Here is a 19,464-nt window from a genome sequence, read left to right as displayed (position 1 = left end):
ACAACAAAAAAACTTACAGCAAATGTCAGTAAAATCATACTAAATGAGATGTAAGAGATCAAAAAAAATTAAAAATTCGACTAAAAGTGCTTTATAACCGATAAAAAGCAAAAAATAGCTTATAAAAAAAAAGCCCCAACAGGTGTTGAGGCTTTTCATCGCTATTAATCAATAATTTTTAAGTGAGTAACCAGCTCACAAGAAAAAATCGAGTCAAAATTAATGAAATTAATTATCTGTTGCTAATTAATTTACATTTTTTATAAAAAAAAATTAAAATTTAACATTCATTATGAAAAATTTGGTTAATCTTTTTCAATCTAAATATAATACCGCTCCGTTTTCAGAAATAAAAAATGAAGACTTTAAACCCGCTATCATTCAATTAATTAAAGATACTAAAGCAGAAATAAACGCCATTACAGAAAACCCAGAGGCTCCAACTTTTGAGAACACTATTGAGGCACTTGATTTTTGTGGAAAACAATATAATCGTGTAACAAGTCTCTTTTTTAATCTTAATTCTGCCGAAACTAATGACGAAATTCAAAGAATTGCTCAAGAAATCTCTCCTTTAATATCTGAGTTTTCTAACGATATTAAATTAAACGAAACGCTCTTTAAACGTGTAAAAACTGTTTATGATAGTAAAGCTTCTTTAAAACTTACTACCGAACAGGCGACTCTATTAGATAAAAATTATAAAAACTTTTCAAGAAACGGTGCTAACTTAAATGATGAAGATAAGTTAAAACTAAGAGACATAGATAAAAAGCTATCTAAACTCACCCTTAAATTTGGAGAAAATGTTTTAGCCGAAACCAATGATTATGAGTTGCATCTTACAGACGAATCTGATTTATCTGGTTTACCAGAAGGTGCAAAAGAAGCCGCAAAAATTTTAGCAGAAAGCAAAAATAAAAAGGGCTGGTTAATTACTTTAGACCATCCAAGCTATATGCCTTTTATGACTTATGCTGACAATAGAGACTTAAGAAAAAAACTATCTATGGCCTCTGGTAGCAGAGCTTTTAAAAATAATGACTTTAATAATACATCTATTATTTTAGATATAATAAAGTTACGTTACCAGCGCGCCCAACTATTAGGTTATAAAACACATGCGCATTTTGTTTTACAAGAACGAATGGCAGAAACACCAGAAAAAGTAACACACTTTTTAAATGATTTATTAGAAAAAGCAAAACCAGCTGCAGAAAGAGAGTTTAAAAACTTAGAGCAATTTGCTAAAGAGCTAGATGGTATTGAAGCTTTACAAAAATGGGATTCTGCATATTACTCTGAAAAACTAAAACAGAAGTTATTTAATTTAGACGATGAGCAACTTAAACCTTATTTTAAATTAGAAAATGTTATAGACGGCGCTTTTACTGTTGCTAACAAATTATTTGGATTATCTTTTGAAACCATTAACGATATAGATAAGTATCATGATGATGTTTTAACTTATAAAGTTACTAACGAAGATGGTAAGTTAGTTTCTATCCTATACGCAGATTTTTTTCCTAGAGAAGGCAAACGTAATGGTGCATGGATGACGACCTATAAACACCAATATATAGAAAATGGAATTAACGAAAGACCTCATATTTCTATTGTTTGCAATTTTACTAAACCAACAAAAAGTAAACCTTCGTTATTATCGTTTGGAGAAGTTACTACCCTATTCCATGAATTTGGTCATGCACTTCACGGTATGCTAGCAAATACTACTTACCCAAGCTTATCGGGAACAAATGTATTTTGGGATTTTGTAGAGCTACCAAGTCAAGTTTTAGAAAATTGGTGTTTTGAAAAAGAAGCTTTAGAGTTATTTGCTAAACACTATAAAACCGACGAAGTGATTCCTATGGAATTAGTAAATAAAATTAAAGAGTCTGCATCTTTTCATGAAGGAATGCAAACATTAAGACAAGTAAGTTTTGGGCTATTAGATATGGCATGGCATGGCATAAACCCTTCAGAAATTAAAGATGTTAAAATGCATGAAAAAGAAGCATTTAAAAACACTAATTTATTCCCAGACACTCCAACAAGTTGTATGAGTACACTTTTCTCTCATATATTTCAAGGCGGTTACTCGTCTGGATATTATAGCTATAAATGGGCAGAAGTTTTAGATGCAGATGCTTTTGATTATTTTAAGCAAGAAGGTATTTTTAATAAAACTATTGCTACAAAATTTAAAGACCATATATTATCGCAAGGCGGTACAGAAAACCCAATGGTTTTATATAAACGTTTTAGAGGCCAAGAACCAAAACCTGAAGCCTTATTAAAACGTGCTGGGCTTATTAAATAAGTTTTTATAAAGCACAGTATTAACTACACAATAATTTTATTCTATATATGTTTAAGCATATATGATAAAAACTAAAATAGTATTCTTCCATATTGTTTGTTTTACAGTATTAACTGTATTTACACAAGTTGGAGGAATACTATGGTTTTTAGCTGTAATTATTTCTTATAAGTTAAAACAAAAAAAACGCTACACCTTCCCTATTATATATTTAATGTGTAACCTTTTAATAATATCACCAATAGCGTCTGTATTTGGAAGAGAAAAACTCCCTATGTTTAATGATGATATAAAACCTGTAAATATTATCTATCCTTTATTATTTAGGAAATATGTAGCTAAAAATCTACACACAGTTTTAAAAGAATCTGCAAAAACACTTTCAAAAAAACAAATACAAATTACTTATTTAGATGCAAACTTTCCATTTTTAAATGGATTCCCTTTATTACCACACAGAAGCCATAGTGATGGTAAAAAAATAGATATTGCTTTTATGTATACAGACAACACTGGGTTACTTACAAGCAAAAAACCATCCTCTTCTGGTTATGGTGCTTATGTAAAAGCGACTAATTATACTACAGAAAACTGCATAAAAAAAGGGTATTGGCAATATCATTTACCTAAATATCTAACGTTTGGTATAGATAGATCGCTTCAGTTTAATAAAAATGCAACTAGAGCAATTATTAAAGAATTTCTAACGCACTCAGCTACAGAAAAGATTTTTATAGAACCCTATTTAAAACAAGAATTGCACCTAAACAATGGCAAAATAAGGTTTCATGGCTGTAAAGCTGTACGCCATGATGACCATATACATTTACAAATAAAATAAACTTTCAATAATTATTGAAAGTTTAAAATATTTAATTACCTTTGCTGTATGGAATATCAAGAAGCAAAAGAAAAATTTATAAGTACCTGGGGAAGTCTAGGTAGTCTTTGGGGCATCAATAAAGCAATGGCTCAAATACAAGCATTGCTTTTTATTTCAACAAAACCACTTTCTATGGAAGATATTATGGAAGATCTTAAAATATCTCGTGGTAATACCAGCATGAATTTAAGACAATTAATGGATTGGGGTATTGTTTCAAAAACATTAGTAGCTGGGGAACGCAAAGAGTTTTTTACTACCGAAAAGGATGTGCAAGAACTAGCAAGAATTATTGCTAAAGAACGTAGCAGAAGAGAAATAAAACCTGTATTAAAAGTGTTAAAAGAAATATCTAGTATTAAAAACGATAATACTGCAAAAACACAAGAACTTATAAAACAAACAAAAGCATTACATGATTTGTCTGAAACAGCAGATACAATGGTAAACAAAATTGTAAACCAAGAGCAAAATTGGATTACAAAATCTTTACTTAAACTCTTGAAATAAAAAAATTTAAATTAAACTTTCAATATTTTCTGAAAGTTTTATAAAAACAAAAATTATGAAACTAACATTCAAATTACTAAAAGTCATAAATATCATTGGGCTATTATTTCTTCTATTAGGCCCTTACGGTATTGCTGTAACTGGACTCCTACAATTTATTTCCGCGGTCTTATTTATTATTCTGTTTCCTAAAAACAAATTAATATATATCTACTTTGCCTTAGTAACAGTCTTCTTTATAGCCTGGAATGCATGTGCATATAGTATAAATGGATTATTCGTTTTGCCTTTATTTCTAATACTTTTTTTGACTTATACTATTTACAATCAAAAACTAACATCATGAAAACATTAAATAATAACATTATACTTTATGATGAAGACTGTCCACTTTGTCAAGTGTATACTTCGGGATTTTTAAAAACGAGAATGTTAGATAAAAATGGCAGAAAACCTTTCAATAAAATAGCTAAAGAAGAGGCGTCATTTATAGACCTTAAAAAAGCTACAAACGAAATTGCTTTAATAGACACTAAAACTAATACGGTTACTTATGGTATAAATAGTTTATTAAAAATATTAGGCCATTCGTTCCCTTGGATAGAAAAAACAGGCCACTTAAAGCCTATACACTATGGTTTAAAAAAACTATACTCTTTTATTTCTTACAATCGTAAAGTAATAATTCCAAGTGCATTAAAACCCGAACATAAATTACAATGCGTTCCTAGTTTTAACATTAAATACAGAATATTATACATACTATTTGCAATATTGGTTACCATAGCTGTTTTATTTAGTTTCTCTAAAACCCTATCATTTTTGCCTCAGGCTTCTGTTACAAGAGAAACATTATTAGCTTCTGGACAAATTCTGTTTCAATTACTATTTCTTATAAATTATAACAAAAAAGACAGGTTAAACTATATTGGTCATTTAACAACCGTTTCTTTAATGGGTTCACTAATGCTACTACCTATATTAATAATAAATAGTTATATAAATATTTCAGAAACAGTACTTATACTATGGTTTGGCGCTACAGTAATTACTATGTTTTACGAACATTACAGAAGAATAAACCTATTAAAACTACCAAAATACCTAAAGTACACATGGGTACTTTACAGAGTAATATTACTTCCATTTTTAATTAATTCTTAAACCAATGAAAACAATAGTTATAGCAGGAGGAACAGGTTTTTTAGGCAATATACTAGAAACACATCTCTCTAAACAAGGATACCAAATAAAAATATTAACACGTAATCCTATACGCGAAAATGATATTTACTGGAATGCAAAAGATTTAGGCGATTTAACAGATCATTTAAACGGCATAGAAGTACTAATTAACCTAACAGGAAAATCTGTAGATTGTCGCTACAACGCTGCTAATAAAAAGAAAATATACAATTCTAGAATAGACTCTACCAATTTATTAGGCTTAGCTATTAATTTATGCGATGTACCACCAAGAGTTTGGATAAACTCCTCTACCGCTACCATTTACAAACATTCATTACAAAAACAAATGACTGAAGCTTATGGAGATATCGGTGATGACTTTTCTATGAATATTGCTAAATCTTGGGAAGCTGCATTTTATGATATTACTAACCCAAAAACTAGAAAAATAGCATTACGTACCTCTATAGTTATGGGAAAAAAAGGTGGTGGATTAATTCCTTTAAAACGATTAACACAATTTGGTTTAGGTGGTAAACAAGCCTCAGGAAACCAAAAAGTAAGTTGGATCCATGAATTGGATTTTGCTAGAGCGGTGTCTTTTTTATTAGAAAACAATGAACTGAAAGGTAATTTTAATCTTTCAGTTAAAAAGCCCACAGATAATAAAACACTCATGAAAACCATAAGGAAGACATTAAAGGTGCCTTTTGGAATCTCTCACCCAGTTTGGTTAATACGGTTTGGAGCTTGGTTAATTGGTACAGAAGCAGAATTAGTTTTAAAAAGTAGAAATGTTATCCCAGAACGTTTATTAAAAGAAGGCTTTCTGTTTTTATATGAAGACATTGATTTAGCATTACAAGATTTATTAAAAAATTAAAAATTAGTATCATGCCCACTAAAAAAACAAACAACAGAAAAAATGTATTATACGGCATTGTGATTGTATTAGTTATCGCAAATTTTGCTTTTAGACTCTTAAACGAAATGCGAATAGAACAAACAGCTATACTATTTGTTGGAATTCCTGCATTAATTACGATACTACTTATTAAGTACAATACCACCCCTAAATCTGCTGCAGGAGTCGTTTTTAGTACAGTAACATTATTTCTATTACTCTCTTCAATTTTATTGGGAGAAGGCATGGTTTGCATTATTATTATGGCGCCTATTTTTTATATGGTAGCAGGAATTATTGTACTAATAATTAACCTTTTAAAGAAGCGTGATAAAAATAAACTAAACGCCTATGTTTTAATTCCTGTTTTGTTTATTCTAGCGCAAGGTTATGAAATAAATTCAGCACCAGAACTGTTACAAGTTAAAACAGTAATAGACGTAAAAGGACACCAAAACTTAAACCGTTTTAATAAAACTCCAGACTTTTTAAAAAACTACCCTAATTTTTTTAAAATAGGCTTTCCAGAACCAATTGCTATAGAGGGAGAAGGCATAAATGTTGGCGATTACAGAAAAATACATTTTAGATCTAAAACCAAAGGCATAGGAATACTACATATTAAAATACAAGAAAAAACAAAAAACAGCATAACGTTTAAAGTGGTTAACGATAATACACACATACACCATTGGTTAAGTTGGAAATATATTAAAGTAGCCATTAAACATAATAAAAACAACACCTCTACCATTACATGGAATACTTTCTTTACCTGCGACCTAGGCCCTTCTTGGTATTTTAAACCTACAGAAAAATATGGAGTACAAGTAATGAACACGCATTTAATTAATAGTTACTTTTTAAACTAAATACAAATGGAACACGCTACAATAATTAGAAGTAGTCTGGTTGCATTATGCTTCCTTTTTTTAGTAGTATTTGTCTTTAAAACGCAGAAAACTAAACTTAATTGGGCTATATTTTATGCTACCTTGTGGGTTATATTTTCATTAGCTATTGTAAACTATTTTTTGGTAGAAAAAAATTTATGGCGCTTTCCTTCTAATGTTTCATTAACTATAAACATGCCTTTAGATTTTTTCTTTATCTGGGTTGTTCTTTGGGGAATTATACCTGTCTATTTTTTCAAAGGAAAACACACATTAATACTCAGCTTATCCCTATTTTGGTTAGACCTACTACTTATGCCCCAATTAGAGGCTTTAGGTGTTTTACAATTAAATAAACACTGGATTATTGGAGAAATTGCATTAATATTATTTGTTTGGTTCCCCTCGTATCTTTGGGCTAAATTCTATTATAACCAAACACATTTAAAGTTTAGAAGCCTATTTCAAGTAATAACAATGACACTATTTTTATTTATTACTATTCCTTTTACTATTAAAACCCACAATAATCAATTATTTAATATAAAACCTGCCTCTCTTTATTTACTCCAATTTATTTTTATAATAGCATTGCCATCATTAATAGCCGTTATAGATTTAACAACTAAAGGAAAAGGGACACCTTTTCCTTACGACAAAACTTCGCATCTAGTACAAAATGGAGTTTATGCCTACTGTAAAAACCCAATACAGTGGTCGTTTACATTATTATTTATACCTATAAGCTATTATTATAATTCACCATTACTATTATTAGGCATTGCTATTTCTATAGCATATACTATAGGGGTTTCTAATTATCAAGAATATAATGATATGAAAAAACGATTTGGAGCAGATTGGATTAATTATAAAAAAACAGTACCAAATTGGCGCTTTTTATGGAAACCAAAAGCAATACCTAAAGGCACCATTTATTTCAAAAAAAATTGTAACCAATGCGAACAAATAAAAAAATGGTTTGCTAACAAGAGCACGCAACATTTAGATATAAAATTTTCTAATACTTACTTAAACTCAACACTGCTACAAGTTACTTATATAGATTATTTAGGAACAGAATACAAAAGCGTTAAAGCAATAGCGCATGCTTTAGAACATATTAATTTAGCCTATGCAACACTAGGTTGGTTTATAAGACTCCCATTAATTAATGCTATTTTGCAGTACATTATAGATACAATGTACTTTGATGAGAAGGAGGACCAATGCATTTTTAACGAAACAAACCACAATTAAATCTATTTTAGCTATTTTTGAAAAAAAATTACTAGAAATGCCAAATCACAAAATAGATCCAAACCAATGGATTACTTTGTATTCTGATTATCTATTTAACTACACGGTATCTCGTGTAAGTGATAGAGAAATGGCCCAAGATTTAGTTTCTGAAACCTTCTTGGCTGGTTTAAAATCAATGAAAAATTTTAAAGGAGAAGCTAGCGAACGTACATGGCTAATTTCTATATTAAAAAGAAAAATTATTGATTACTATCGCAAAATAAACTCTAATAAAGGAAAAGCTGAAGTTAGAATGAACTACAATAGCGACTCTGAAACTGAAGGCGATTGGCTAGAAGAGCGCGTTGCTGACCCTTTTGATAGAACTGCGGAAGACAATATCGAGAATACAGAATTATCGGCAGCAATACAAAACTGCCTTGGTAAATTACCAGAAAAACAAGCCAATGTTTTCGAAATGAAAACAATTTTAAATTATGAAACCGAAGCAATTTGTAATGAATTAAATATTACTGCGTCTAACCTATGGGTAATTATCCATAGAGCAAGAACAGCTATGGCAAGTTGTCTAGAAAAAAATTGGTTTTAATTATGAGTAAGAACAAAATATTAATCCCTTGTGATGAAGCAAATCATGTTTGTGATAAAACACAATATAAGGAGGCAACATTATGGGAAAAAATAAAACTAAACATTCACTTAATTTATTGTAGTGCATGTAGAAAATACACAAAAAACAATTCGGCTTTAACGAAATTGTTAAAAAAACAGAAACCGCAAACTTTAAATGCTAATGCTAAAGAAAATTTAAGGTCTACTTTCGAAAAAGAATTGGCTAATTATAAAGATTAGTAACCAAAATATAGGAATACTTTCTACCCAAAAGGAGCTGTAATATTTGCTCCTTTTTTTGTTTGTAAAAATTAAAAACAAACCAGTAATACATGTAATTACTAGGCGAATCCAAACTGCCTGATGCGTTAAATTATCTTTAAAAAAATCTAATAAAAAAAATAGTATTAAAAGTAAAACCCCAAAAAATTTGGTGCGTTTTACTCCTATCTTTTGTGGTATTGTAGAAAGTTTTAAACTATCATAACGTAAATCTCGTATTTCAAAAGGCAACATTAAAACAATAACATATATATAGTGTTGTAATAACATAATCCATACATCTGCACTTAACGCCACACTATTATTTATAAGAGGTAGTAAAACAGTAACCCCAGACCAAACTAAAGCAATAATATAAACTTTTAAGCCACTAATACTTCTTAAGTTTTGCTGACTATCCATATATAACCGTTTTGGCAAAAAAGGAATAGCGTATAAAAATGTAATTAAAGCAAAACTTGCTATGTAAAGTAAAATTTTAGGGGCTAGCTGCAAGGCGTAATAACATAATAATATAAAACAAACTAAAGAGAATACCTGTATTACTTTTAACCAAGTTGTTAAACTTCTATGATGAAATTTAGCAACACCAAAATACTTTACAAAATTATACCCAGTTATGGTTGCATAAAAATTAAAATACAATATATTTTCATCGTAAATAACGTTGAATGTTTTTAATGTAATCCATGATAATGCATATACAGCTAAAGCCACATGTATACTACTATTAAGATAAAAATTAAAAAGCTGTTTTAATATTTGCATTAAACAAAAATACGCAAACTGTTAATAACCACTTTAATTGGTTAAAAACTTTCAATTTTTACACAAATAATACTTTAAGTTTTCATTATTTTAGCGGCAAATAAACAACAACAACAACATAATAATGAATACAAACGCTTTTGCACTGCGCCATATTGGACCTAGAGAGAACGATAAAAACCAAATGCTTAAAGCTATTGGAGTAGACTCTATAGACCAACTTATCTACGAAACAGTGCCAGACGACATTCGTCTAAAACAAGACTTAAATTTAGATGAAGCAATGAGTGAGTATGAGTACTCATCTCATATTAATGAATTGTCTAAATTAAATAGTGTTTATAAAACATATATAGGTTTAGGGTACCACCCAACAATTTTACCAGCAGTTATACAGCGTAATATTTTAGAAAACCCAGGTTGGTATACAGCTTATACACCTTATCAAGCAGAAATAGCACAAGGGCGTTTAGAGGCTTTACTTAATTTCCAAACATTAGTTACCGACCTTACAGGAATGGAATTAGCAAACGCTTCACTTTTAGATGAAAGTACAGCTGCTGCAGAAGCCATGAGTTTATTGTTTTCTGTTCGCGAACGTGCACAAAAAAAAGCAGGAGTAAACAAGTTCTTTGTATCTAACACTATATTACCACAAACACTTTCTTTATTACAAACGCGTTCAACCCCAATTGGTGTAGAACTTGTAGTTGGAGATGAAGCTGACTTCGATTTTTCTTCAGAGTATTTTGGAGCCATTCTACAATACCCAGGAAAAAATGGACAGATTAGTGATATAAAGACCTTTATTACTAAAGCAAAAGACGCTGGAATAAAAACGGCAGTAGCCGCAGATATTTTAAGCTTAGTTAAATTGGAAGCTCCAGGTAAATTTGGAGCAGATGTTGTTGTTGGTACTACACAACGTTTTGGAATTCCATTAGGATATGGAGGACCACATGCTGCATATTTTGCAACAAAAGAAGCCTACAAACGAGATATTCCTGGTCGTATTATTGGAGTAACTAAAGACATGAACGGTAACAGAGCCTTACGTATGGCTTTACAAACTCGTGAACAACATATAAAACGCGATCGTGCCACCTCTAATATATGCACAGCGCAAGTATTATTAGCTGTTATGGCTGGAATGTATGCTGTATATCATGGCCCAAAAGGGTTAACATTTATAGCTAATAAAGTGCATAATACCGCTTCTACTTTAGCAGATACATTATCAAAATTAGGTGTAGAACAAACTAATACATCTTTTTTCGATACTATACAATTAAAAGCTAATGCCGCAGAAGTAAAAAATATAGCTGAAAAACATCAGGTTAATTTCTATTACCCAGATGCAGATACTGTAAATATTGCTATTAATGAAACAACATCACTTTCAGACATCAATGAAATTGTATCCATTTTTGCTGAAACTTTAGGAAAAGAAACCATAAATATTGAAAGTATTATAGAAGCAAATAACATTCAAGATACTATTCAACGAGAAACAGAATTTTTAACCCTAGACATCTTTAATTCTCATCATTCTGAAACAGAATTAATGCGCTATATAAAATCCTTAGAACGTAAAGATTTATCATTAAATCACTCTATGATTTCTTTAGGATCTTGTACAATGAAATTAAATGCTGCTGCAGAAATGCTGCCATTAAGTTCCCCAAATTGGGGAGCCATTCATCCTTTTGTTCCTGTAGAGCAAGCAAAAGGCTATTTAACAGTGTTAAAAACGCTAGAAAATCAATTAACAGAAATAACTGGTTTTGCAGGCACCTCTTTACAACCAAACTCTGGAGCACAAGGAGAGTATGCTGGTTTAATGGTTATAAAGGCCTATCATGAATCTCGTGGAGATCATCATAGAAACATTTGCTTAATTCCATCTTCTGCACACGGAACAAATCCTGCAAGTGCAGTAATGGCTGGAATGAAAGTAGTCGTTACTAAAGCAACAGAAGAAGGAAATATAGATGTTAACGATTTACGTGAAAAAGCAGAATTACATAAAGATAATTTAGCAGCCTTAATGGTAACCTACCCATCTACACATGGTGTTTATGAGTCTGCCATTAAAGAAATCACACAACTTGTTCACGATAACGGAGGGCAAGTTTATATGGATGGTGCAAATATGAATGCACAAGTGGGGTTAACTAACCCTGGAAGTATTGGCGCAGATGTTTGCCACCTAAACTTACATAAAACGTTTGCAATTCCACATGGAGGAGGAGGCCCTGGTGTTGGACCAATTTGTGTAGCAAAACAATTAGTACCTTTTTTACCAGGTAACCCAATAATAAAAACAGGAGGAGAACAAGCCATTACTGCAATTTCTTCTGCACCATACGGTTCGGCATTAGCCTGTTTAATTTCGTATGGTTACATAAAAATGTTAGGTGCTAAAGGTTTAAAACAATCTACAGAACTAGCAATTTTAAATGCAAACTATATAAAAGAAAGATTACAAGGTTCTTTTGAAACTTTATATTCTGGCGAACGTGGTCGTGCAGCACACGAAATGATTATAGATTGTCGTCCATTTAAAGCTCATGGAATAGAAGTTGTAGATATAGCTAAACGTTTAATGGATTATGGTTTTCATGCCCCAACTGTATCTTTCCCTGTAGCAGGAACGATGATGATAGAGCCAACCGAAAGTGAAAGCAAACAAGAAATGGATCGTTTTTGTGATGCCATGATTTCTATTAGGCAAGAAATTGATACCGTTACAAAAGAAGAAACAAACAACGTTTTAAAAAATGCACCACACACAATGGCTATGCTTACAAACGATGAGTGGCATTTTCCTTACAGCCGTGAAACTGCTGCCTATCCATTAGACTATGTAAGAGACAATAAGTTTTGGCCTTCAGTACGTCGTGTAGATGATGCTTATGGAGACAGAAATTTAATTTGTACTTGTGAGCCTATTGAAGCATACATGGAAGCTTAATTTAACGATTGAACATCGTAAATTAGAATAAAATAAAATTTGCCTTTAATTATTTGGATATATATTCGCTACATTAGCAAAAGTCTCCAAATAATTAAAGGCTATTTTTTTTATGAATATTAAGTTTACTGGCACGGGAAGCTATATCCCAGCTACAATAGAGAGGAATGAAGATTTTCATCAACACGAATTTCTAAATGTTGACGGCTCAAGAATAGAACACCCTAACGAAGTTATTGTTGAAAAATTTAAAGCTATTACAGGCATTGTTGAACGTCGTTATGCTAAAGCACATCTAAACTCTTCAGATTTAGCTTTTTTTGCAGCCGAAAAAGCGATAGAAAATGCCAATGTAGATCCAGAAACATTAGACTACATTATAGTAGCGCACAACTTTGGAGATGTTAGTTCTAACTCAAACCAAGGTGATGTATTACCCTGTTTGGCCTCTAAAGTAAAACATAGTTTGCGTATTAAAAACCCTAAATGTGTTGCCTACGATATTTTATTTGGGTGCCCAGGTTGGATAGAAGGCGTTATACAAGCGCAAGCCTTTATAAAAGCTGGCATGGCAAAAAAATGCCTAATTGTTGGTTCGGAAACATTATCTAGAGTCGTAGATAAACATGACAGAGATTCCATGATATACTCAGATGGAGCTGGAGCAACTGTTATTGAAGCAACAGATGAAGCTGGCGGGATATTAGCGCATGAAACAGCTAGTTACACTTATGATGAAGCCTATTATTTATTTTACGGAAACTCTAACAATCAGGATTTAAAGCAAAATACAAAGTACCTTAAAATGCATGGTCGCAAAATCTATGAGTTTGCATTAAATAATGTGCCTGCTGCAATGAAAGCTTGTTTAGACAAAAGTGGTGTTTCTATTAAAGATGTAAAAAAAATATTAATCCATCAAGCTAACGAAAAAATGGATGAAGCCATTATTAAGCGCTTCTACAGGTTACACAAAACACCTGTTCCTAAAGGCATTATGCCTATGAGCATTCATAAATTAGGTAATAGTTCTGTAGCTACGGTCCCTACTCTTTTCGATTTAATAAGAAACAACAAAATAGAAGATCAAGAATTAAAAAAAGGAGATATTATTATATTTGCAAGCGTAGGGTCTGGAATGCATATTAATGCTATTGTTTATAGATATTAATTAGTGTTTTAATTATATTCGTTATTTGGTTTAATAGCAACAAAAACTCCACATTTGTGGAAAACGATTATGTACGAAAAGCAGTTTCCTCATAAAAGATATAAACATACCTATCATTTTTTAGAAAAACATATTTCAAAATCTGAGATTATTTTAGACTTAGGCGTAACCAACCCGTTTACAGAAATTATGATAAAAAATGGGTACAAAGTAGAGAATACATCTGGAGAAGATTTAGATATAGATACCTCTACAATAGAAAAATCGAATGCTGGAGTCGTTACCGCCTTCGAAATATTCGAACACTTATTATCTCCTTTTACTGTACTTAAATCTATAAAAGCAGACAAAATAGTAGCTAGTATTCCTATGCGTTTATGGTTTGCTCCTGCATATAGAAGTAAAACCGATAAGTGGGACAGGCATTATCATGAATTTGAAGATTGGCAATTCGATTGGCTTTTAGAAAAAGCAGGCTGGAAAATTATAGATCGTAAAAAATGGACCAACCCAACTAAAAAAATTGGACTAAGACCCATTTTAAGATGGTTTACTCCCAGATACTATATTATTTATGCTGAACGCATTAAATAAATATTACACCTTATTTTACTGTTTATTTTAATCTTTAAAGTTTAACTTTGGTTTTTAAACCTAGTCTTTTTTGAATATATATATCGTCATTCCTGCACACAACGAAGAAGACTGCATTACATTAATGCTTAATGCTTTAGTGCAACAAACTTTACTTCCAAAAAAAGTTGTAATTGTTAATGACAACTCTACAGATAATACACAAGAAATAATAACATCTTTTACTAAAAAGCACGATTGGATTACCTGCATTTCTATTAGCTCTTCCCGCGAGCATATTCCTGGTAGCAAAGTTATAAATGCATTTAACCAAGGTTTAAAAGTATTAGATAATGAATATGATATAATCTGTAAATTCGATGCTGATATTATTTTACCCAATAATTATTTAGAAAGTATTGTTTCTATTTTTAATTTAGATAAAACCATTGGCATTGCAGGAGGTTTAGCCTACATAAAAAAAGGAGAGACTTGGGTTTATGAAACTATAGCTTCTAAAAACCATGTAAGAGGGCCTTTTAAAGCATACAGAAAGGCTTGCTTTAATGCTATTGGAGGATTAAAAGAAAGCATTGGCTGGGACACTGTAGATGTTTTACTAGCTAAATATAATGGTTGGACTATAAAAACTGACAAAACTCTTAAAGTAAAACACCTAAAACCTACAGGAAAAACATATACTAAAAATAGTCGCTATTTACAAGGTGAAGCTTTATACAAAATGCGCTTTAGTTTTGTATTAGCTTGTTTATTTTCTATACGAAATACTATTAGCAAACGAAGTTTATCTTATTTTTTTAATACTATAACTGGTTTTTTTAAAGCAAAAGCTAAGCATATAGATTATATAGTCACTGAAACGGAAGGAGATTTTATACGTAAACAACTTTGGAAAAGTTTACGAAGGAAATTTATTTAAAAGACTGTAACTTTGAATTTATAATTTTTCAATTTTGAATATATACATTGTCATTCCTGCACATAACGAAGCCGATTGTATTGGTTTAACATTAGAGTCCCTAGTAAATCAGACTTTAAAACCTAAGCAGCTTGTTATTGTTAATGATAATTCTACAGATAATACACAAGCAATAGTTGAATCTTTTGCTTCTAAACATCCATGGATATCTTTAATAAATTCTAAATCTTCAAGTAAACATTTACCTGGTTCTAAAATTATAAATGCCTTTTATAAAGGTTTTAATACATTAGATGAAGATTATGATATAATCTGTAAATTCGATGCAGATTTAATCTTTCCAGAACAGTATTTAGAGTGTATTGTTAACCACTTTAAAGCTAATTCTAAATTGGGAATGGCTGCTGGATTCTGCTACGTTAATAAGAATAATAACTGGATTTTAGAAAACTTAACAAGAAAGGATCATATTAGAGGTGCTTTAAAAGCTTACAGAAAAAATTGCTTTAACGACATAGGTCAATTAAAACCTGCTATGGGTTGGGATACTGTAGATGAGCTATTGGCTAAGTTTTATAATTGGGAGTTACTTACAGACGAGACTTTACACGTAAAACATTTAAAACCAACTGGAGTAAGTTATAACAAATCGGCAAAGTACTTACAGGGAGAAGCTATGTATAAAATGCGTTATGGTTTTATTTTAAATCTTTTAACGGCATTAAAAATGGGGATTAAAAAGAAAAGCTTTAGGTATTTTAATAATTACATTATTGGCTATTGTAAAGCAGTTTTTAATAAACCTAAACGTTTAGTTACCAAAAAACAAGGCAAATTTATCCGTAAATTACGCTGGCAAGGCATATTAAATAGGAATTAATTAAAAACTCCAATCTTTATAACTACTGGAAGCTTCCAGTTTTTTTTCTTTAGCGTCTTCTAATTCTGGAAAAAAATCGATTCCTGTTAATTGTTCTACTTTATCTACAGAAACTACAAATTCATATAATGGTTTATTAGAATCTTTATGTGGTAACAGAAAAGCTAGCATTTTTGTTTTACCTGAATTATTATCTATAATAACTTTATAAAACTCATTAGGTACTGCAACCTGCTCCTCTCCTATTGTTTTCATATTTCCTTTTAGTACACCTCCAGATACTACAAAAACACCATTATATTTACTAGCCCAATATCTTGTTTTTTGTTCTAACCTATTCCATACACCTGCATTAAAAGCATGTGTTTGCGGACTTATATTACTTGTTAAAAAGGTCTCATCATGGGCTGTTTGGCTATACTTTCTATCTCCTGCTGGGCATAAATGGCCTCTATCGTATCCCGACTTTTTATAATTACGCCAATGTGCTGCCTTGGTTTTTACAGCTTTATCTACCTCAAAATAGGGGCGCTTAAAGTGCGTATTAGATAAATGTGATTTTTTTAATTCGTATGCCACCCATTCTGCTTGTTCATGTGGTTCGCTGTAACTTAACGAATAGCCTCCATGATGTACAATTTGTCCTGTTGTACTTGTTGGTAAAAAATACTCATTTGTATTTTCCTTTTGCGATGCTCCTTTTGTTATTATCTGCTGCTGTTCTTCCTTCTCTGCATATAAATTATAGGAATATACTGCGATCAATAAAATAGCAGATAGGATAGAGTAAATCGTTTTTTTGGACATTATTATAATTTAAAACATCTAAAATAACTATTACTAATTGTATTAAGTACTAAAAGTAATACTTCGTATAAAAAAGATGCCGCAATTTTATAAAATCCAGACAATAAGTATTGTTTTGAGTAGTTTATTTCTTGTATTTTATATTACCAAACATGACTTTATTTTGCAATATTTAAGTTTTTTATAACACTTATAATTAATTAATTGTTAAATAAATTCTTTTTTATTTCTGAAAAACTTAACCCGTTTATCTTTACTATAAACCACCTGAAACCACTAAATGACTATAAAAAATAAATTACCTCTATTTCTATTAACATTATCGCTAGTTTCCTTATTCTCAACCCAATCATTCTCTCAAAATTATAATTTTGATTTTGAAGATATTGAGAATAATAAAGCTAAAGATTGGTGGTGTAAAGAAAAAGAAGGCTATAGAGTAACTATAGATAAAAGTATTAAATATAGTGGAGAGCATTCCATTTTAATTGAAAGTACAAATGCTAAATCTCGAGAAGATTTTCAACCAATAACATATAGTATTCCAGCAAATTTTACAGGAAAAAAAATAAAGTTTTCTGCTTATATCAAAACAGAGAATGTAACTGAAGGATGGGCAGGTTTATGGTTAAGGATAGATCCGCATTTGGCATTTAATAATATGCAGAGAGAAGGTATAATCAAAACCACAGATTGGCAATGTTATGAATTAGAATTAAATATTCATGAAAGAGCAGAAAAAATTGTTTTTGGAGCCTTATTATCAGGAATGGGGAAAGTTTGGGTAGACAAAATAAAAATTACTATTGATGGGAAGTTATTACAACATGTAAATAAAACATCCGAAAATAACAAAAAAACTAAAAAAAAAGACTGGCTTCATTATTATTCTTTATCAATATATCACATTCAAAAAAAAGAATATGACAGCTCTTTATATTATTTAAATAAAGCTATTAAATTAGCTAAAGACAAGGATCTCTTATTTCTCTACGATTTTAAAACACAAATTAACTTTAATAAAAATGATTTTTCTGTTGAAAAAATATTAGAGGATTTCAATATAGCTATAAACACATCTATTGAATTAGATGATTTAGACTCAAAATTAATTTTTTTAAATTACCTCTCTAGTTTTTATTCTTCTTCAGGAAAGAAAAAAGAATTTATTAAAATTCAAAAAGAAATAGTTTATAATCTAGAGATAATAAAAAAAACTAATCAAGATTATTACAATAATTTAATAAAAACTAAATCATTATCACTATGCGAATCATATAACTATATAACAAAAGCTTACATTTTTTTGAATGATAGTAAGAACGCTGAAAAATATAATATAAATACATATAAAAATCTACAAGAAAAAAAAGGCAAGTCTTATTTTTTTTGGCTTAGAGAATATTACATCAATGAAGGAGAAATAAGTTTTATCAATAAAAATTATGATTCTTCTAAATTATTTTTTAATAAAGCATACGAAAGAGAAATAGATTATGACTCTAGAAACTTTCAAAAAAATTATTATTTAGGTAAAATTGCCTATATGGAAGAGAGCTATAATGACGCAATAAACTTTTTAGAAGAATATAAATATGATGAAAACAAAATATGGCAAGAAGATTACTATTGGTATCTTGCTAAGGCATACAAAAAAATTAATAAATTAAATAAAGCTAATTTATATCTTGAAAAGCATATAGAATATTTATCTAACTCAAAAGAAAGAAAAGATACATTAGTACTAAATCTAAGACAAGCAGAGATAAAAAGATCTAAATTAGAATTCGAAAACCTAAAAACTCAGAAAGAAGAAAACGAAAGTTACTTTTTATATGGCCTTATTTCTCTATCTGTACTAGTTGCTTTGGGCTTCCTATACATTGTAAGAAATAAACGAAATAATAAACAAAAATTTAAAGCTCTAATAGAGCAATTAAATAAAAAAGAAAAGAATCCTAATACTGATAGTATAACACCAGCTAAACAGAAGCTAGATATAACAGAAGAAACCATAGAGAAAATTTTAAATGGTTTAATAAAACTAGAAAAAAACCAATATTATTTAAGTACAGATTGCAATACTACTAATGTTGCTAAAAAAATAAAAACAAATACAACATACCTTTCTAAGGTAATACGTTACCATTACCAAAGTAATTTTAATACTTATATAAATAACTTAAGAATAAACTACGCTGTTTATAGATTAAAAAATGACACTAAATTTAGAGCTTATTCTATTCAATCTATATCTGAAGAAATAGGTTATAAAAGTCCAGATTCCTTTACTAAATATTTTAAAAAACGTACTGGATTATTGCCTTCTTATTATATAAAACGGTTAAATTCTCAAAATACACAAAACAGCACAAAAACCTATAAATCAATTAATTAAAATACAAAAAGACGCCCTATTTTTGGGAAAATAGGGTATTCACTGTTGTTTTAAGCCTTTTTTTTTGTGTGCTTTATAGTATAAACTCCGTGATA

At 30.1% G+C, this 19,464-nt stretch carries 17 protein-coding genes; 15 read left to right on the top strand and 2 right to left on the bottom strand.

The features are described 5' to 3' along the window. Positions 1-292 precede the first annotated feature (292 nt). The 9 genes from ACVC08_RS11560 (at position 293) to ACVC08_RS11520 (ending at position 8,816) form a co-directional block, all read left to right on the top strand. A complete protein-coding gene (locus tag ACVC08_RS11560; protein WP_452602140.1) occupies positions 293-2,323 on the top strand; it encodes a M3 family metallopeptidase in 2,031 nt (676 codons plus the stop codon). Between the two features lie 61 nt (positions 2,324-2,384). Beyond that, entirely contained in the window at positions 2,385-3,164 is a 780-nt protein-coding gene (locus ACVC08_RS11555) for a hypothetical protein (RefSeq protein ID WP_452602139.1), read from the top strand. A 48-nt stretch (positions 3,165-3,212) separates the two neighbouring features. Beyond that, positions 3,213-3,716 carry a GbsR/MarR family transcriptional regulator gene (locus tag ACVC08_RS11550; protein WP_452597329.1) on the top strand — a complete coding sequence of 168 codons (504 nt, stop codon included), beginning with the start codon at positions 3,213-3,215 and terminating at the stop codon, positions 3,714-3,716. A 342-nt stretch (positions 3,717-4,058) separates the two neighbouring features. Next, the gene (locus ACVC08_RS11545) at positions 4,059-4,880 is read left to right on the top strand and encodes a hypothetical protein (protein ID WP_452602138.1); all 822 of its coding nucleotides are present in this window, start codon (positions 4,059-4,061) and stop codon (positions 4,878-4,880) included. Positions 4,881-4,884: 4 nt separating this feature from the next. Further along, positions 4,885-5,787, top strand: a complete 903-nt coding sequence (locus ACVC08_RS11540; RefSeq protein WP_452602137.1) for a TIGR01777 family oxidoreductase — start codon at positions 4,885-4,887, stop codon at positions 5,785-5,787. An 11-nt stretch (positions 5,788-5,798) separates the two neighbouring features. Next, positions 5,799-6,680, top strand: a complete 882-nt coding sequence (locus tag ACVC08_RS11535) for a hypothetical protein (RefSeq protein ID WP_452602136.1) — start codon at positions 5,799-5,801, stop codon at positions 6,678-6,680. A 6-nt stretch (positions 6,681-6,686) separates the two neighbouring features. Further along, positions 6,687-7,961, top strand: coding sequence for a methyltransferase family protein (locus tag ACVC08_RS11530; protein ID WP_452602135.1), 1,275 nt, complete (start codon positions 6,687-6,689; stop codon positions 7,959-7,961). A 37-nt stretch (positions 7,962-7,998) separates the two neighbouring features. Continuing rightward, on the top strand, positions 7,999-8,553 hold the full coding sequence (locus ACVC08_RS11525; protein ID WP_452597324.1) for a sigma-70 family RNA polymerase sigma factor: 555 nt from the start codon (positions 7,999-8,001) through the stop codon (positions 8,551-8,553). 2 nt (positions 8,554-8,555) lie between these two features. After that, the gene (locus tag ACVC08_RS11520; RefSeq protein ID WP_452602134.1) at positions 8,556-8,816 is read left to right on the top strand and encodes a glycine dehydrogenase; all 261 of its coding nucleotides are present in this window, start codon (positions 8,556-8,558) and stop codon (positions 8,814-8,816) included. Here the strand turns inward: ACVC08_RS11520 and ACVC08_RS11515 are convergent. Continuing rightward, on the bottom strand, positions 8,772-9,575 hold the full coding sequence (locus ACVC08_RS11515) for a hypothetical protein (RefSeq protein ID WP_452602133.1): 804 nt from the start codon (positions 9,573-9,575) through the stop codon (positions 8,772-8,774). The two genes, ACVC08_RS11520 and ACVC08_RS11515, sit on opposite strands and share 45 nt — an antisense overlap. A 175-nt stretch (positions 9,576-9,750) precedes the next feature. Here ACVC08_RS11515 and gcvP point away from each other — a divergent pair, with 175 nt between their 5' ends. The 5 genes from gcvP (at position 9,751) to ACVC08_RS11490 (ending at position 16,164) form a co-directional block, all read left to right on the top strand. Next, positions 9,751-12,600 (top strand): aminomethyl-transferring glycine dehydrogenase, encoded by a 2,850-nt coding sequence (gene gcvP, locus ACVC08_RS11510; protein WP_452602132.1) that lies wholly within the window; start codon positions 9,751-9,753, stop codon positions 12,598-12,600. A 112-nt stretch (positions 12,601-12,712) separates the two neighbouring features. Next, the gene (locus tag ACVC08_RS11505; RefSeq protein WP_452602131.1) at positions 12,713-13,771 is read left to right on the top strand and encodes a 3-oxoacyl-ACP synthase III family protein; all 1,059 of its coding nucleotides are present in this window, start codon (positions 12,713-12,715) and stop codon (positions 13,769-13,771) included. 69 nt (positions 13,772-13,840) lie between these two features. Continuing rightward, positions 13,841-14,365 (top strand): methyltransferase, encoded by a 525-nt coding sequence (locus ACVC08_RS11500; protein ID WP_452597319.1) that lies wholly within the window; start codon positions 13,841-13,843, stop codon positions 14,363-14,365. Between the two features lie 70 nt (positions 14,366-14,435). Continuing rightward, the gene (locus ACVC08_RS11495; RefSeq protein WP_452597318.1) at positions 14,436-15,284 is read left to right on the top strand and encodes a glycosyltransferase; all 849 of its coding nucleotides are present in this window, start codon (positions 14,436-14,438) and stop codon (positions 15,282-15,284) included. A 34-nt stretch (positions 15,285-15,318) separates the two neighbouring features. Then, positions 15,319-16,164: a glycosyltransferase family 2 protein gene (locus tag ACVC08_RS11490; RefSeq protein WP_452602130.1), complete on the top strand. Its 846-nt coding sequence runs from the start codon at positions 15,319-15,321 to the stop codon at positions 16,162-16,164. Here the strand turns inward: ACVC08_RS11490 and ACVC08_RS11485 are convergent, their stop codons facing one another. Continuing rightward, positions 16,165-16,971 (bottom strand): DNA/RNA non-specific endonuclease, encoded by an 807-nt coding sequence (locus ACVC08_RS11485; protein WP_452602129.1) that lies wholly within the window; start codon positions 16,969-16,971, stop codon positions 16,165-16,167. 280 nt (positions 16,972-17,251) lie between these two features. On the opposite strand from ACVC08_RS11485, the gene ACVC08_RS11480 reads away from it, so the two are divergent. Further along, positions 17,252-19,369, top strand: a complete 2,118-nt coding sequence (locus tag ACVC08_RS11480; RefSeq protein WP_452602128.1) for a helix-turn-helix domain-containing protein — start codon at positions 17,252-17,254, stop codon at positions 19,367-19,369. Positions 19,370-19,464: the final 95 nt, after the last annotated feature.

The sequence above is a fragment of the Pontimicrobium sp. MEBiC06410 genome (assembly GCF_053601615.1).
Note: the sequence above shows the minus strand (reverse complement) of the source record. Positions and strands in the feature narration are given on the sequence as shown.

Bases quoted from the DNA above. Each gene is read 5' to 3' on its own strand.
- ACVC08_RS11560 (WP_452602140.1), top strand. From the start codon at position 293: ATGAAAAATTTGGTTAATCTTTTTCAATCTAAATATAATACCGCTCCG.
- ACVC08_RS11555 (WP_452602139.1), top strand. From the start codon at position 2,385: ATGATAAAAACTAAAATAGTATTCTTCCATATTGTTTGTTTTACAGTA.
- ACVC08_RS11550 (WP_452597329.1), top strand. From the start codon at position 3,213: ATGGAATATCAAGAAGCAAAAGAAAAATTTATAAGTACCTGGGGAAGT.
- ACVC08_RS11545 (WP_452602138.1), top strand. From the start codon at position 4,059: ATGAAAACATTAAATAATAACATTATACTTTATGATGAAGACTGTCCA.
- ACVC08_RS11540 (WP_452602137.1), top strand. From the start codon at position 4,885: ATGAAAACAATAGTTATAGCAGGAGGAACAGGTTTTTTAGGCAATATA.
- ACVC08_RS11535 (WP_452602136.1), top strand. From the start codon at position 5,799: ATGCCCACTAAAAAAACAAACAACAGAAAAAATGTATTATACGGCATT.
- ACVC08_RS11530 (WP_452602135.1), top strand. From the start codon at position 6,687: ATGGAACACGCTACAATAATTAGAAGTAGTCTGGTTGCATTATGCTTC.
- ACVC08_RS11525 (WP_452597324.1), top strand. From the start codon at position 7,999: ATGCCAAATCACAAAATAGATCCAAACCAATGGATTACTTTGTATTCT.
- ACVC08_RS11520 (WP_452602134.1), top strand. From the start codon at position 8,556: ATGAGTAAGAACAAAATATTAATCCCTTGTGATGAAGCAAATCATGTT.
- gcvP (WP_452602132.1), top strand. From the start codon at position 9,751: ATGAATACAAACGCTTTTGCACTGCGCCATATTGGACCTAGAGAGAAC.
- ACVC08_RS11505 (WP_452602131.1), top strand. From the start codon at position 12,713: ATGAATATTAAGTTTACTGGCACGGGAAGCTATATCCCAGCTACAATA.
- ACVC08_RS11500 (WP_452597319.1), top strand. From the start codon at position 13,841: ATGTACGAAAAGCAGTTTCCTCATAAAAGATATAAACATACCTATCAT.
- ACVC08_RS11485 (WP_452602129.1), bottom strand. From the start codon at position 16,971: ATGTCCAAAAAAACGATTTACTCTATCCTATCTGCTATTTTATTGATC.
- ACVC08_RS11480 (WP_452602128.1), top strand. From the start codon at position 17,252: ATGACTATAAAAAATAAATTACCTCTATTTCTATTAACATTATCGCTA.